The sequence below is a fragment of the Pimelobacter simplex genome (genome assembly GCF_024662235.1).
Taxonomy (GTDB): Bacteria; Actinomycetota; Actinomycetes; order Propionibacteriales; family Nocardioidaceae; genus Nocardioides.
In genome coordinates this window covers 813,543-827,639 of sequence record NZ_CP096276.1, presented here as the reverse complement: position 1 = coordinate 827,639, position 14,097 = coordinate 813,543, and the positions used below count along the sequence as shown (strand labels likewise).

At 72.9% G+C, this 14,097-nt stretch carries 17 protein-coding genes and 1 tRNA gene; 6 read left to right on the top strand and 12 right to left on the bottom strand.

Annotated elements, in window-relative coordinates:
• Positions 1-29: 29 nt before the first annotated feature.
• From M0M48_RS03945 to M0M48_RS03935, 3 genes are all read left to right on the top strand, one after another.
• Positions 30-1,511: a SpaH/EbpB family LPXTG-anchored major pilin gene (locus M0M48_RS03945; protein WP_257750152.1), complete on the top strand. Its 1,482-nt coding sequence runs from the start codon at positions 30-32 to the stop codon at positions 1,509-1,511.
• Positions 1,512-1,517: 6 nt separating this feature from the next.
• Entirely contained in the window at positions 1,518-2,435 is a 918-nt protein-coding gene (locus M0M48_RS03940; protein WP_257750151.1) for a class C sortase, read from the top strand.
• Between the two features lie 70 nt (positions 2,436-2,505).
• Positions 2,506-3,060: a YceI family protein gene (locus tag M0M48_RS03935; RefSeq protein ID WP_257750150.1), complete on the top strand. Its 555-nt coding sequence runs from the start codon at positions 2,506-2,508 to the stop codon at positions 3,058-3,060.
• 25 nt (positions 3,061-3,085) lie between these two features.
• Here the strand turns inward: M0M48_RS03935 and M0M48_RS03930 are convergent.
• From M0M48_RS03930 to eno, 8 genes are all read right to left on the bottom strand, one after another.
• Positions 3,086-3,160, bottom strand: a tRNA-Leu gene (locus tag M0M48_RS03930).
• 19 nt (positions 3,161-3,179) lie between these two features.
• Entirely contained in the window at positions 3,180-3,734 is a 555-nt protein-coding gene (gene def, locus M0M48_RS03925) for a peptide deformylase (protein ID WP_257750149.1), read from the bottom strand.
• Positions 3,731-4,255, bottom strand: a complete 525-nt coding sequence (locus M0M48_RS03920; protein ID WP_215816261.1) for a glycine cleavage system protein R — start codon at positions 4,253-4,255, stop codon at positions 3,731-3,733. Before M0M48_RS03920 ends, def begins: the two co-directional genes overlap by 4 nt.
• Before the next feature lie 49 nt (positions 4,256-4,304).
• Positions 4,305-4,979 (bottom strand): uracil-DNA glycosylase, encoded by a 675-nt coding sequence (locus M0M48_RS03915; RefSeq protein ID WP_257750148.1) that lies wholly within the window; start codon positions 4,977-4,979, stop codon positions 4,305-4,307.
• Positions 4,979-5,908 carry a Ppx/GppA phosphatase family protein gene (locus tag M0M48_RS03910; protein ID WP_257750147.1) on the bottom strand — a complete coding sequence of 310 codons (930 nt, stop codon included), beginning with the start codon at positions 5,906-5,908 and terminating at the stop codon, positions 4,979-4,981. Before M0M48_RS03910 ends, M0M48_RS03915 begins: the two co-directional genes overlap by 1 nt.
• Positions 5,901-6,431, bottom strand: coding sequence for a DUF501 domain-containing protein (locus tag M0M48_RS03905; protein ID WP_257750146.1), 531 nt, complete (start codon positions 6,429-6,431; stop codon positions 5,901-5,903). Before M0M48_RS03905 ends, M0M48_RS03910 begins: the two co-directional genes overlap by 8 nt.
• The gene (locus tag M0M48_RS03900; RefSeq protein ID WP_257750145.1) at positions 6,428-7,033 is read right to left on the bottom strand and encodes an FtsB family cell division protein; all 606 of its coding nucleotides are present in this window, start codon (positions 7,031-7,033) and stop codon (positions 6,428-6,430) included. Before M0M48_RS03900 ends, M0M48_RS03905 begins: the two co-directional genes overlap by 4 nt.
• A 22-nt stretch (positions 7,034-7,055) precedes the next feature.
• Positions 7,056-8,333 (bottom strand): phosphopyruvate hydratase, encoded by a 1,278-nt coding sequence (gene eno, locus M0M48_RS03895; RefSeq protein ID WP_257750144.1) that lies wholly within the window; start codon positions 8,331-8,333, stop codon positions 7,056-7,058.
• 126 nt (positions 8,334-8,459) lie between these two features.
• On the opposite strand from eno, the gene M0M48_RS03890 reads away from it, so the two are divergent.
• Positions 8,460-8,822 (top strand): YidH family protein, encoded by a 363-nt coding sequence (locus M0M48_RS03890; RefSeq protein ID WP_215816265.1) that lies wholly within the window; start codon positions 8,460-8,462, stop codon positions 8,820-8,822.
• Here the strand turns inward: M0M48_RS03890 and M0M48_RS03885 are convergent.
• Positions 8,812-9,429 carry a TetR/AcrR family transcriptional regulator gene (locus M0M48_RS03885; RefSeq protein WP_257750143.1) on the bottom strand — a complete coding sequence of 206 codons (618 nt, stop codon included), beginning with the start codon at positions 9,427-9,429 and terminating at the stop codon, positions 8,812-8,814. The two genes, M0M48_RS03890 and M0M48_RS03885, sit on opposite strands and share 11 nt — an antisense overlap.
• Positions 9,430-9,496: 67 nt before the next feature.
• Between M0M48_RS03885 and M0M48_RS03880 the strand changes: the two genes are divergently transcribed.
• Complete coding sequence (locus M0M48_RS03880; RefSeq protein WP_257750142.1) at positions 9,497-10,378, top strand: sterol desaturase family protein; 882 nt, start codon at positions 9,497-9,499, stop codon at positions 10,376-10,378.
• Here M0M48_RS03880 and M0M48_RS03875 read toward each other — a convergent pair.
• Entirely contained in the window at positions 10,356-10,799 is a 444-nt protein-coding gene (locus M0M48_RS03875) for a nuclear transport factor 2 family protein (protein ID WP_257750141.1), read from the bottom strand. The two genes, M0M48_RS03880 and M0M48_RS03875, sit on opposite strands and share 23 nt — an antisense overlap.
• Positions 10,796-11,497, bottom strand: a complete 702-nt coding sequence (locus M0M48_RS03870) for a ferritin-like fold-containing protein (protein WP_215816269.1) — start codon at positions 11,495-11,497, stop codon at positions 10,796-10,798. Before M0M48_RS03870 ends, M0M48_RS03875 begins: the two co-directional genes overlap by 4 nt.
• Before the next feature lie 230 nt (positions 11,498-11,727).
• On the opposite strand from M0M48_RS03870, the gene M0M48_RS03865 reads away from it, so the two are divergent.
• Positions 11,728-13,170, top strand: coding sequence for a DEAD/DEAH box helicase (locus M0M48_RS03865; protein WP_257750140.1), 1,443 nt, complete (start codon positions 11,728-11,730; stop codon positions 13,168-13,170).
• An 89-nt stretch (positions 13,171-13,259) separates the two neighbouring features.
• Here the strand turns inward: M0M48_RS03865 and M0M48_RS03860 are convergent, their stop codons facing one another.
• Positions 13,260-14,096, bottom strand: coding sequence for a L,D-transpeptidase (locus M0M48_RS03860; RefSeq protein WP_257750139.1), 837 nt, complete (start codon positions 14,094-14,096; stop codon positions 13,260-13,262).
• Between the last annotated feature and the right edge of the window lies 1 nt (position 14,097).

The following is a 14,097-nucleotide window of genomic DNA, read 5'->3' as shown; positions in this document are numbered from 1 at the left end:
CGTCCCACCCAACCCGAGGAGCAATTTCCGTGCCGACCACCTTGCGACGCGTGCTGAGCACCGTCCTGATGATGCTGCTGGGGATCGGCCTCGGCGCCGGCGCCGCCCAGGCGGCCCCGGTCGTCGACATCGACCCCGATGCGACGGCGTCCCTGCACATCCACAAGCTCGAGCAGCCCGACGACTTCGGGCCGCCGGCCGACGGTCTCGAGACCGACACGGCCGGCCAGAAGCCGCTGGCCGGCGTCGAGTTCACCGTCCAGCGGGTCGCCGACATCGACCTGACCACCAACGCCGGCTGGCGCGAGGCTGCGTCGCTGAGCACCGAGCAGGCGGCCGCGCGGGCCGAGTCGCCCGGGCGCACCGGCGTCACCGACGCCGACGGCGATGTCAGCCTCACCGGGCTGCCGCTCGGGCTCTACCTGGTCACCGAGACCGCCTACCCGGCCGGTGTGACGCCGTCGAAGCCGTTCCTGGTGACGCTCCCGCTGACCCACCCGACCGAGCGCGACACCTGGCTCTACGACGTCCACGTCTATCCCAAGAACGCCGTCACCAGCGCGACCAAGAGCGTCGAGGACAGCGCCAGCGTCAAGCTCGGCGACGACGTGACCTGGACGATCAAGGCCGACATCCCGCGGGTCGAGGAGATCGACCTCTACCGGATCGTCGACAAGCTCGACACCCGCCTCGACCACAAGTCGACCGCCGTCCGGCTCACCAACGACGCCGCGCTGAGCGAGGGCACCGACTACACCATCGCCTTCGACGCCGCGACCAACACCGTGACCGTCGAGTTCACCGCCGCCGGCCGGGCGATCCTGGCCGCCAACGCCACCGAGGCCCAGGTCGAGGTCGTCATCACCACGGCGGCCAACGCGGCCGGCACGATCACCAACGAGGCGATCGTCTATCCCAACGAGGCCAGCACCGAGCACCGGCCCGGTGAGCCCGGCGGACCGATCGTCACCCCGCCGGTCGACAGCCGCTGGGGCGTCATCGTGATCGAGAAGGTCGAGGCCACCCCGGGCAGCAGCGGCTCCGCCCTGCGCGCCGCCGGCGACCGGCTGGCCGGCGCCGAGTTCCAGGTCTACGCCAGCGAGGCCGACGCCCGCGCCCAGCGCAACCCGATCGTCATCGACGGCGTCGACACCTGGACCACCGGCGCCGACGGCCGCGCGGTGATCGGCGGCCTGCGCTACTCCGGCTATGCCGACGGCCGCGCGCTCGAGATCGGCGACCCCGACTACCGCTCGTACTGGCTGGTCGAGACCAAGGCCCCCGACGGCTTCGAGCTGCTCGCCGAGCCGGTCCAGGTCGACGTGACCAGCGACGACCCGAGCACGGTCACGATCTCGATCGAGAACGTGCCCCACAACGCCGGCTGGACGTTGCCCCTCACCGGTGGCGGCGGCACCGCACTGGTGACCCTGCTCGGCCTGCTGCTGCTCGGCGGCGGCGTGCTGGTCGCGGTGGTCCGCGGCCGTCGTCGTACCGGCGCGGAGGCCTGAGCGACCGTGTCCCTGCGCACCCCACCGGCCCGCGTGCGCCGTCCGCGCGCGCGGGTCCGGTGGGACCTGCTCGTCGTCGTGGTGATGGTGTGGGCGGGCCTCGGGCTGCTCCTCTATCCCGCCGCTGCCACCTGGTACGCCGACATCGGCCACCGCGACGCCGTCACCGGCTACGCCCGCGAGATCGAGCAGACCGCGCCCGCAGCGCGCTCGCGCCTGCTCGAGGACGCCCGCCGCTACAACGCCTCGCTCCCCCACGGCCGGCTCCAGGACCCGTGGACGAGCCGCGACACCGCGCCGGGCCTCGACCCCGGCAGCTACGAGCAGCAGCTCGCCCTCGCCGACGCCGGTGGCGTGATCGGGCGGATCTCCTACCCCCGCCTGGGCATCCAGCTGCCGATCTACCACGGCACCGCGCCGTCCGTGCTGACCAAGGGCGCCGGCCACCTCTTCGGCTCCAGCCTCCCGGTCGGCGGCGCCGGCAGCCATGCGGTGCTGACCTCGCACTCGGGCTACGTGCACAAGCTCTTCGACGACCTGCACGAGGCCCGGCGCGGTGATCTGTTCGCCGTCAACGTCCTCGACCAGACCCTCTACTACGAGGTCGACGGGGTCGAGACCGTCGAGCCCGACCAGACCGAGTCGCTGCGCATCGAGCCCGGCGCCGACCTGCTCACCCTCGTCACGTGCACGCCCATCGGCGTCAACAGCCACCGCCTGCTCGTCCGCGGGCACCGGGTCGATGCCCCCGCCACGCCACCCGCCGGGACGGCGATCCTCGGGCCCGGCGCCGACCGCGCGCCGGCCGGGTTCCCGTGGTGGCTGGTGCTCCTGCTCGGCGGGGGCGGGACGGCGACCGGGGCCGTCGTGTGGCTCGCCCGGCGCGGCCGGCAGGGCGAGAGCATCGAGGGCGAGAGCGGCTGACTTCCGGCGTTTTGCGCACGGTTCCGCGGCGGCCGGGGGCCGGGGTGTCGTACCGGCCGATAGTGGAGGGATGAGCGAATCCCCAGCCCTCACCGACATCAGCGGCGACTACACCCTCGACACCGCCCACAGCCGCCTCGGCTTCGTCGCCCGCCACGCGGTCGTCACCAAGGTCCGCGGCCAGTTCACCGACTGGACCGCCACCGCCCACATCGACACCGCCAACCCCGCCGCCTCCTCGGTCACCCTGACCATCAACCCCGCCAGCGTCAGCACCGGCAGCCCCGACCGCGACGGCCACCTCACCTCCCCCGACTTCTTCGACGTCGCCACCTACCCCGAGTGGAAGTTCGTCTCCACCGACGTCACCCGCGACGGCAACGAGTGGTCCATCACCGGCGACCTCACCATCAAGGACGTGACCAAGCCGGTCACCATCGAGTTCGAGGAGAACGGCTCGGCCAAGGACCCCTTCGGCAACATCCGCGTCGGCTTCGAGGGCGACGTCACCGTCAACCGCAAGGACTGGGGCCTGACCTGGAACGCCGCGCTCGAGACCGGCGGCGTCCTCGTCTCCGAGAAGATCAAGCTCGAGTTCGACATCTCCGCGATCAAGAACGCCTGATCCACCGCGGGGGTTCGGCTCTCGGTGCCCCCGGTGGGAGTCGAACCCACACTCGGACCGCTTTTAAGGCGGCTTCCTCTACCGGTTGGGATACGGGGGCGGGACGCGACCGGCCCGGCTCATAAGTAGGTCTGGCGGGGATAGATCGCGTGCGCCCCGGCGACCCGGTCGAGGAACAGGAAGCCGTCGGTGTGGTCGATCTCGTGCTGCAGGGCGCGGGCCTCGAAGGCGTCGGTGCTGAACTCGACGGACTCGCCGGTGGCGGGCAGCTGGCCGCGGACGGTCAGCCGCGAGGCGCGCTTCACGTCGCCGGTGAAGTCGGGGACGCTCATGCAGCCCTCGCGGGCCTTCTCGTTGCGGCTGGACTCGACGACCTCGGCGTTGCAGAGCACGAAGGTGCCGTGGTGGGTGCGGGTCTTGGGGTGCTCGACGACGTCGACGCAGAACATCCGGACGCCGACGCCGACCTGGTTGGCGGCGAGGCCGACGCAGCCGGGACTGACGCGCATGGTGGCGACGAGGTCGGCGGCGAGCTGGACGATCTCGGGGTCGGTGGGGTCGACGTCGGCGCCCCGGGCGGAGAGCACACCCTCCGGCGCCCGTACGACGTCGCGCACGCGCCCCTCGACGCCCAGCTCGGTCTCGGACCAGGCGGCGACGCGCTCGCTGGTCACAGCTCGTCGGCCTCGGCCGGGCGCAGGGTGGCGGTGACGCCGACCCGCTCGGCCGCCGTACGGATGGCGGTCTCGACGGCCGCGACGTCGGCACCGACGGGCAGGGCGAGCTCGGCGACGAGCAGGTAGAGGTCGCCGGCCAGGCGAGTGGTCAGGTCGGTGATGTTGCCGCCGGCCTGGGCGACCTCGGTGATGATGGCCGAGACGATGCCGGAGCGGTCGCCGCCGTGGACGGTGAGCACCCATGACGTACCGCCGGCGGCGGGGGCGGGCTCGTCGGTGACCGGGCGGACGGCGACGTCGAGGTCACCGTCGGCGGCCAGCGGGGCGAGGGCGCGCTCGATGGCAGCGCCGTCGGCCGCACCGCGGCACAGCAGCATCATCGCGAAGTGACCCCGCAGCAGGGTCATGGTGGAGTCCTCGATGTTGAGCCCGAGCTCGGCGAGGCCGGCCGTGGTGGCGGCGATGATGCCGGGACGGTCGTGGCCCAGGACGGTGACGGCGTAGAGGTCGGTGCTCACCGGGTCATTGTCTCAGCGACCTCTCGCGCCCGCAGCAGCACCTCGTCGGTCATCGGCTCGGTGAGCCGTCCGGTGAACGTGTTGTGCTGGCTGGGGTGGAAGCAGCCGAGGAGGACGACGTCCGCTCCGGCGCCGCGACCGGCCCAGCCAGCAGTGCCTCGGCGCCGTGCCCGAACCGTGGCCGCGGCCGGGGCACGGTCCAGCCCGCGCCACCGAGCGCGCTGAGCGCCGACTGCCAGCCGATGGCCCCGAGCGCGACGACCACCCGCAGCGAGGGCCGCAGGATCGCCAGCTCGCGGTCGAGCCAGGGCGCGCAGGCGGCCCGCTCCTCGGGGGTGGGCTTGTTGGCCGGCGGCGCGCAGCGGATCGGCGCGGCCATGCGGACCTCGTGCAGCTCCAGGCCGTCGTCGAGCGCCACGCTCGCGGCCTGGTTGGCCAGGCCGACCCGGTGCAGGGACGCGAACAGCCAGTCGCCGGCCCGGTCGCCGGTGAACATCCGGCCCGTGCGGTTGGCCCCGTGGGCGGCGGGGGCGAGCCCGACCAGGAGGATCCGGGCGTCGGCCGGGCCGAAGCCGGGCACCGGGCGGCCCCAGTAGTCCTGGTCGGCGTACGCCGCGCGCTTGTCCCGCGCGACCTGCTCGCGCCAGGCGACCAGCCGCGGGCAGCGGCGGCACCGGCTGACCTGGTCGTCCAGCCGCGCCATCGCCTCCGCGGGTCCGCTCATCAGCGCACCAGCGACCAGGCGATCCCGTCGAGGATGTCGGTCTCGGCGACCAGCACCGAGCAGACCGAGAGCCGCTGCAGCACGCGGGACACGATGAGGGCGCCGGCGTCGATCACGTCGGCGCGACCGGGGTGCATCCAGCCGAGCTCGCGGCGCTGGGCCACGCTCATGCCGAGCAGCCGCCCGACCTGGATGAGCACGTCGCCGACGGGCAGCGTCTGCCCGTGGATGAGCGCCCGGTCGTAGACCGCGAGGCCGAGCGTCCCGGCGGCGACGGTCGTGTTGGTGCCGGCCACGAGCACGACGGATGCCGCCGTGGCCGGGTCGACCGGGCAGGCGTCGAGCGCCGCGTCGACGTCCGCGGTGATGGCGGCGATCTCGTCGGTGCTGATCGGGTCGGTGCGCACGTGGCGCTCGTGGAGCCGGACCGAGCCGATGTCCATCGAGTGCGCGGCGCTCGGCCCGGTCGCCGGGTCGCCGAGGATCAGCTCGGTCGAGCCGCCGCCGATGTCGACGACGAGCGTGGGCGCGGCGAGGCCGGCGTCGGGCAGGCCGCGGACCGCGCCGGCGAAGGCCAGCCGGGCCTCCTCGTCGCCGGAGAGCACCTCGGGGTCGATGCCGAGCCGGGCCCGGACGCCGGCGGCGAACTCGGCCGCGTTGGCGGCGTCCCGGGTCGCGGAGGTCGCGCAGAAGCGCATCCGGTCGGGACCGACGCCCGCCTCGGTGATGATCGCGGCGAGCTCGTCGATCGCCACCCAGGCGCGCTCCAGCGCCTCGGGCGCGAGCCGGCCGGTCGCGTCGACGCCCTGGCCGAGCCGGATCATCCGGCTCTCGCGGCGGACCCCGTCGGGGTCGCCCACGGGGTCCCCGACGAGCAGCTTGATCGTGTTGGTGCCGCAATCGATCGCGGCGACCGCGGCGTCACTCATCGGCAGCGGCGGCGGCGCTCACGCACGGGCCCTTGGCCCACCACTCGCCGAGGATCTCGAGGACCTCGTCGCCGAGCGGGTTGACGCCCGGGCCCGCGGCCAGCGCGTGCCCGGCCAGGACGTGCAGGCACTTGACCCGGTCGGGCATGCCGCCTGCGGAGATCCCGTCGATCTCGGGGACGTCGAAGCCGCCGGCCACGCCGACGGCGGCCCGGTCGGCCAGGTAGGCCTCGTGCGCGCCGCGGTAGGCGGCGGCGAGCTCGGAGTCGGTGCCGAGCCGCTCCTGCATCTCCTTCATCAGCCCGGAGGCCTCGAGGGTGCCGATCCGCGAGTTCACCCGCGGGCAGGTCAGGTAGTACGTCGTCGGGAACGGCGTGCCGTTGGGCAGCCGCGGCTCGGTCGTGACGACGTCGGGGTTGCCGCACGGGCAGCGGTGCCCGACGGCGTGCACGCCGCGCGGGGGCCGACCGAGCTGGGCCGTGATGACGGCCTCGTCGGCGGCCTCGAAGTTGGCGGTGCTCACTCCTTCAGGTCCTCCTTGGGAGCCTGGATCTCACTCTTGGGGCCGCGCACCTTGGGCGGGTGCCCGGCGATCTTGACCGACTCCCAGGTGCCCTCGTACCAGGTCACCTTGTCGGGGTCGGCCACCCGTGACGGGTCGGCCAGGTCAGCCGAGGCGTCGAGCGGGTTGCCGTTCTCGTCGACGACGACGAACGGCGTCTCGCCCTTCTCGACGTACCCGAAGCGCAGGCGGGCCTGCTGCTTGACGAACGCCGGGTCCTCCCAGCGGGCCTTGTCGCGCTTGAGGTCGTCGATCTTGCCCTGGGTCTCGGAGATCTGCGCCTCGAGCCGGTCGATATTGCCGCGCTGCTGCAGGTAGGCCCGCAGCGACGAGGCGTAGGAGACGGCCAGCACCGCGAGGACCAGCACCAGGATCGCGGCCCGGCTGGTCAGCCGGGACTTCTTCTGGTGCTCCTCGCGGGCCCGGACCAGGGCGGCCTCGCGCTCCCGGGCCGCCTTCTTGCGCTCGGCCTTGAGCCGCTCGGCGTACCGCGGCCCGGACCGCCCCGCGGCGGGGCGGCCCGGCTTGCGGGACGTACGGCGGTCGCCCGGTGTCGCAGCCACGGCGGTCTCCTGAGGGCTCGGGTCAGCCCTGGTAGCGCGGGAAGGCGGCAGCGCCGGCGTAGCGGGCGGCGTCGCCCAGCTCGTCCTCGATGCGGAGGAGCTGGTTGTACTTCGCGACCCGCTCGGACCGGGCCGGGGCGCCGGTCTTGATCTGGCCGCAATTGGTCGCCACCGCGAGGTCGGCGATCGTGGTGTCCTCGGTCTCGCCCGAGCGGTGGCTCATCATGTTGCGGAAGCCGCTGCGGTGCGCGAGCTCGACGGCGTCGAGGGTCTCGGTCAGCGAGCCGATCTGGTTGACCTTGACCAGCATCGCGTTGGCCTGGCCGCCGGTGATGCCGCGCTGCAGGCGCTCGACGTTGGTGACGAACAGGTCGTCGCCGACGAGCTGGGTCTGGGTGCCGAGCTCGTCGGTGATGGCCTTCCAGCCGTCCCAGTCGTCCTCGTTGAGCGGGTCCTCGATGCTGACGATCGGGTAGTTCGCGACGAGGTCGGCGTAGTAGGCGATCATCTCGGCGGCCGACTTCTTGGCGCCCTCGAACTGGTAGCCGCCGTCCTCGTAGAACTCGGACGCGGCGACGTCGAGCGCGAGGACGACGTCCTTGCCGAGCTCGTAGCCGGCCTTGGCGACCGCCTCGGCGATGAGGTCGAGCGCGGCCCGGTTGGACGGCAGGTCGGGGGCGAAGCCGCCCTCGTCGCCGACGCCGGTGGCCAGGCCCTTGTCCTTGAGCACCGACTTGAGCGCGTGGTAGACCTCCGCGCCGACGCGCAGCGCCTCGCGGAAGGTCGGGGCGCCGATCGGCGCGATCATGAACTCCTGGATGTCGACGTTGGTGTCCGCGTGGGCGCCACCGTTGAGGATGTTCATCATCGGGACCGGCAGCAGGTGCGCGTTGGGGCCGCCGACGTAGCGGTAGAGCGGCAGGTCGGCCGAGTCGGCCGCGGCGCGGGCGACCGCGAGCGAGACGCCGAGGATCGCGTTGGCGCCGACCTGGGCCTTGTTGGGCGTGCCGTCGACCTCGAGCAGGGTCTGGTCGATCAGCCGCTGGTCGGCCGCGTCGAGGCCCTCGATGGCCGGGCCGAGCGTCTGGATCACCGCGTCGACGGCCTTGTGCACGCCCTTGCCGACGTAGCGGTCACCGCCGTCGCGCAGCTCGACCGCCTCGAAGGCGCCGGTGGAGGCGCCGCTGGGGACCGCCGCGCGGGCGAAGGACCCGTCGTCGAGCAGCACCTCGACCTCGACGGTGGGGTTGCCGCGCGAGTCGAGGATCTCGCGGGCTCCGACGGCTTCGATCGCTGCCACGTTGTACTGCTCCTGGAGTCGGGGAGGATGCCGACGAGGGTGTCGTCGCGGTCAGCCTAGACCGGGAGGGGTGCCGGATCGGGCAGCACCCACCGCGCGGCGTACCGACTGCGGCATGCTGGGGTCGTGAGCCACCGCCGCCCGTATCGGGTGTACTCCGTCGGGCAGGACCCCGAGCCGCGCGACTCGCTCGCCAACGAGCGCACCTTCCTCGCCTGGGTCCGTACGTCGCTCGCGCTCGTCGCCGGCGCCGTCGCGGTGAGCTCGCCGGCCCTGGAGTTCTCGTTGACCGCGCGCCTGGTGCTGTCGGTGGGCCTGGTGGTCGTGGCCGCGGTGGCGCTCGGGGTGGGCTGGCACCGCTGGACGCGGACCGAGATCGCGATGCGCACGGGCGGGGCGTTCCCCGGGTTCACCGGCGGGATGGTCGTGCTGGGCGCGGTGGGCGTGCTGATGCTGGTGGCGCTGGGCAGCGCTCTGCTCAGGCACTGACCTCGGCGCCGAACACCGCGGCGAACAGCCGCTCGCAGCGCGCGCTCATCTGGGCGGGCGCGACGCCGGGGTGGGCGCACCACCAGTCGACGAGCGCGGCGAAGACGCTGCTCCACACCGCGACCATGGCGGCCAGGTCGAGCGGGTCGTCGTCCCCGGCGAGGGCGAGGAGCTCGTGGACGCCGTCGTGGGCGAGGGCCTCGAGGCGCTCGCGGTAGGAGCCGAGGAGGGCGGAGGCCGACGACGGGGCGCTGGGGTAGTTGGCGACGCGCCAGACCCAGGTCCGCCCGGCGAGGACGCCGAAGACGCCGTCGAGGGTGGCCAGGGCGCGGGTCAGGCCGACCGCGCCGAGGGCGGCGGTGCGCTCGATCTCGTCGATGAGCAGGTCGGACGCGGTCGCCAGGCAGCGCTCGAAGAGCGCCTCCTTGGAGCCGAAGTAGTTGTAGATCAGCGGCTTGGAGATGCCCGCCTCGCGCGCGATCTCGGCGACGTTGGTGGCCGCGAAGCCGTGCTCGCCGAAGACCCGGCCGGCGACCTCGAGGATCTGCTGCTCGCGCTCGGCGCGGGCCACGCCCTTGGTTCCGGTACGACGAGTGGCCGTGGTCATGCGGATCACCCTACCCAATCAATTGACTCTGTAGTAACTTACCCCCAAGTCACTTCAAGGAGCCGCCATGCACGACCTGCTCGACCCGATGCAGAACCCGGTGACGTACGCCGTCCCGTTCTTCGTGCTGAGCATCCTCGTCGAGCTCGCGGCGCTGCGCTGGCTCGACCACGACGACAATGTCACCGGCTACGCCCTCAAGGACGCGCGCACCTCGATCGCGATGGGGGTCGGCTCGATCTTCTTCCTGACCGTCTTCAAGGTCGGGACGTTCTTCGTCTACTCCGCGATCTCGACCCACCTCGCGCCGTTCCACCTGCCCACCGACACCTGGTGGTACTGGGTGCTGCTCATCGTCGGCCTCGACCTCGCCTACTACGGCAACCACCGCTTCGTGCACCGGGTCAACATCGGCTGGGCGGCCCACCAGGCGCACCACTCCAGCGAGTACATGAACTTCGCGACCGCGCTGCGCCAGAAGTGGAACCCGTGGTTCGAGTTCTTCTTCTGGCTGCCGCTGCCGTTCCTCGGGTTCGCGCCGTGGACGCTCTACGTCGCCTTCTCGATCAACCTCGTCTACCAGTTCTTCGTGCACACCGAGACGATCGGGCGGCTGCCCCGGCCGATCGAGCTGGTCTTCAACACGCCCTCGCACCACCGGGTGCACCACGGCTCGGACCCGGAGTACCTCGACAAGAACTACGCCGGCATCCTCGTCGTCTGGGACCGGATGTTCGGGACCTTCGAGCCCGAGCGACAGCGGCCGACGTACGGACTGACCAAGCCGGTCGAGACCTTCAACCTGCTCACCCTCGAGTACGGCGACTACGCGGCCATCGCCCGCAACGTCCGTCGCGCGACGGGTTGGCGGGAGCGGCTGGGCTACGTGTTCGGCCCGCCGGGGTGGGCACCGAAGGAGCGCGAGCTCAGCTCCGCAGGTGCCGACTGAGGTCGCCGGTCAGGTCGACGCTCATCGCGCGGGTGTCGAACCACCACTCCCCCTCGACGCGGCGGAAGCTGTCGCGGTAGCGGCCCACGATGATCGGCTGGAGCGCCAGGCCCTCGGTCGCCTGCAGCACCGTGTACGTCGCCGCGCCGAGCGCGGTGCCCGCAGCCTCGTCGACGTCGATCACCACGTTGGTCGTGACGTGGCGGGTGCGGGGCGTGCCGTCGTCGTACAGGATCACCAGGGAGCGGTAGAACGCCTCGACCGCCGCGCTCCCCTCGGCCAGCGTGAGCGGTCCGTCGGACGTGTGCTGGGCGATCCGGCCGTGGGCGAAGAGCGCGCCGAGCGCGGCGAGGTCGCCGGCGTCGATCGCGTCGGCATAGCGGTAGAGCAGCCGCTCGACCGCGCGCTCGGAGGTGCTCACGCGTCGAGGCCGAGCTCACCCATGCGGGCCATGTGCCGCTCGGTGAGCCGGGTGAACATCCGGCCCATCGCGGCCAGGTCGAGTCCGGGGCGGTCGACGCCGCCGGCCAGGAGCGCGGTAAGCGCGTCGCGGTCGGCCGCGACCCGCTGGGCCTGGGTGAGCGCCTCCCCCATCAGCCGGCGGCCCCACAGAGCGAGCCGGCCGCCGAGCCGGCTGTCCTCGGCGATGGCGGCGCGCACCCGGTCGACGACGAACGTCGCGTGGCTGCCCTCCTCCATCGACGACACGACGAGGTCGCGGGTCTCGGGGTCGAGGTAGGCCGCGATCTCGCGGTAGAAGTCGTTGGCGAGCCCGTCGCCGACGTAGGCCTTGACCAGGCCCTCGTACCAGTCGGCGGGCGCGGTGTGGCGGTGGAACTCGTCGAGCGGCTCGCGGAACGGAGCCATCGCCGCGAACGGGTCGGCGCCGAGGGCGCGCAGCCGGTCGTGCAGCGCGTGGACCTTGGTCAGCTCGCCGCTGGCCATCGTGGCCAGGTCGACCTTGTCGGCCAGGCTCGGGGCCAGCTTGGCGTCCTCGGCCAGCCGCTCGAACGCCGAGATCTCGCCGTAGGCGATCGCCGCGAGCAGGTCCACGACGGCCTCGCGGTAGAGCGGGTCCGCGTCGGCGGAGGTGGCGGTCGCATCGGCGGATTCAGCCATGCCTGAACCCTACAAGTATGATAGGTCGCGGCGAGAGCCTGTCCGCACCCCTGGGGTGCGGCGAGGCCCGCCCGGGCACCCGCCCACGTATGTGCGCGGCTGAGTGTGAATCAGCCGCATTGATTCTGGCGCCACGCCGACCGGCTGACGACACTCACGAAAGCGACACGACACTGACTTCCACGCAGAACACCGAGACGACCACGCCCAGCTTCCGCGACCTCGGGGTCATGCCCCTGATCTGCGACGCCCTGGACCGGGCCGGCATCACCCACCCCTTCGCCATCCAGGAGATGACCCTCTCCGTGGCCCTGCTGGGCACCGACCTCATCGGTCAGGCCCGCACCGGCACCGGCAAGACCCTCGCGTTCGGCATCCCGGTGCTGCAGCGCAGCGTCGCGCCGTCCGACCCCGACTACGCCGAGATCCCCCAGGGCAAGCCGCAGGCGCTCATCGTGGCGCCGACCCGCGAGCTCGCCCTCCAGGTCTCCAACGACCTCGAGCTGGCCGGCAAGGACCGCGGCCTGCGCGTGCTGACCGTCTACGGCGGCGTGGGCTACGAGCCCCAGATCGAGGCGCTCGAGACCGGCGTCGACATCGTCGTCGGTACGCCGGGCCGGCTCATCGACCTGGCCAACCGCAAGGTCCTCGACCTGTCCCACGTGCACGCGCTCGTGCTGGACGAGGCCGACGAGATGCTCGACCTCGGCTTCCTGCCCGACGTCGAGAAGCTGCTCCGGCTCACCCCCGAGACCCGCCAGACCATGCTGTTCTCGGCGACCATGCCGGCCGCGATCGTCTCGCTGGCCCGGATGCACATGCGGCACCCGATGAACATCCGCGCCGAGTCGTCGTACGAGAACGCGACGGTGCCGGCCACCGCGCAGTTCATCTACCTCGCCCACGACCTCGACAAGCCCGAGATCCTCGGCCGCCTGCTCCAGGCCGAGGACGCCGACAAGATGATCGTCTTCACCCGCACCAAGCGCCAGGCGCAGCGGGTCGCCGACGACCTGGTCGAGCGCGGCTTCAAGGCCAGCCCGCTGCACGGCGACATGGCCCAGGTGGCGCGCGAGAAGGCGCTGAACCGGTTCCGCGAGGACAAGATCAAGGTCCTCGTCGCCACCGACGTCGCCGCCCGCGGCATCGACGTCTCCGGCGTGAGCCACGTGGTCAACTACACCTGCCCCGAGGACGACAAGACCTACGTCCACCGGATCGGCCGCACCGGCCGGGCCGGCGCCTCGGGCATCGCGATCACGCTGGTCGACGCGACCGACGTGCACCGCTGGAAGATGATCAACAAGGCGCTCGACCTGCCCTTCGACGAGCCGCTCGAGACCTACTCGACCTCCGAGCACCTCTTCCACGACCAGGGCATCGCGCCGGGCACCAAGGGCCGGATCGTGCCCCCGGCCCCGCCGGCGCCCAAGGGTGACCGCGGCGACCGTGGCGAGCGCGCGGGCGAGCGCACCGAGCGCCCGGCCCGCAACCGCGACCGGACCCGGACGCGCACCCGCACCCGCGGTGGCCAGCCCGTCGAGAACGCCGCGGCTCCGGCCGAGGGCGCGGCGGCTCCCGCCGAGGGCGGCTCCGAGGCGCCCCGGCGCCGGCGGCGTCGTCGCAGCGGTGGCGGCGGTGGCGGTGCCGAGAAGCCGGCCGCCGAGGCCTGAGCCGACGCTCCCCCGCACCCGAGCACGCAGGAGCCCCCGGTCCGCCGGGGGCTCTGGTGCTTTTCGGGCAGCGCGCGCGGGAGGCGGGCTCAGGCGGTGACGACGACCGTCGTACCGATGGGCGCGAAGTCCCACAGCGCGATGGCGTTGGTGCGCTCCTGGCGGATGCACCCGTGCGAGCGCGGCGAGCCGAGCTGGGCCACCGTCTGGACCGGCTTGCCGTCGTCGACCGGGATCGTGTGGAAGCCGATCGCGGCGCCCTGGGTCCCCTGGGTGAAGCGGACGAAGTACTCCATGGTCCCGGAGTCGTCGATGCCGATGGCGTTGCGGCTGCGGGAGTAGACGGCGTAGGTGCCGGGCTTGAGGTTGTCGGTGACGCTGCCCGAGACCAGGTAGGTCCGGATCACCTTGTCGGCGCCGTCGATCAGCCAGACCCGCTGGCGGCCCTCGCTGAACACGATCCGCCGGCCGGTGCCGGAGCCCGCGGGCAGCGCGGAGGTCCCGCTGAGCGCGGCGATCTCGCCGCCGGCGGCGTCGAGGAGGCCCGGGGTGGACGTCGTACGGCGGCCGTCGGAGCGGGCCGGCTCCTGGGCGCCCTGGCGATCGACCGAGGGCGCGATCGCGCTCGACGCGCCGGTGGCGTCGATCCCGCGCGAGCCGTCGGGGTCCGAGGGGAGCAGGCCGAAGCCGCCGGCCACGGCGACCGAGGTCACCGCGAGCGCGGCGCCCAAGGCGGTGATCCGGCCGTAGCGGGGACGCACCTCGGCGGCGCGGCGGCGGCCGGCGGGCTCAGCGGCCCGGCGACGACCGGTGGGCTCGGCAGCGCGGCGACGGCCGGGCGGCTCGGCCCGGCGACGACCCGGCGGCTCGGCGCGACGGCGTCCGGCCGGCGGCTCCGCCCTGCGGCGTCCAGGAGGCTGGCTCACG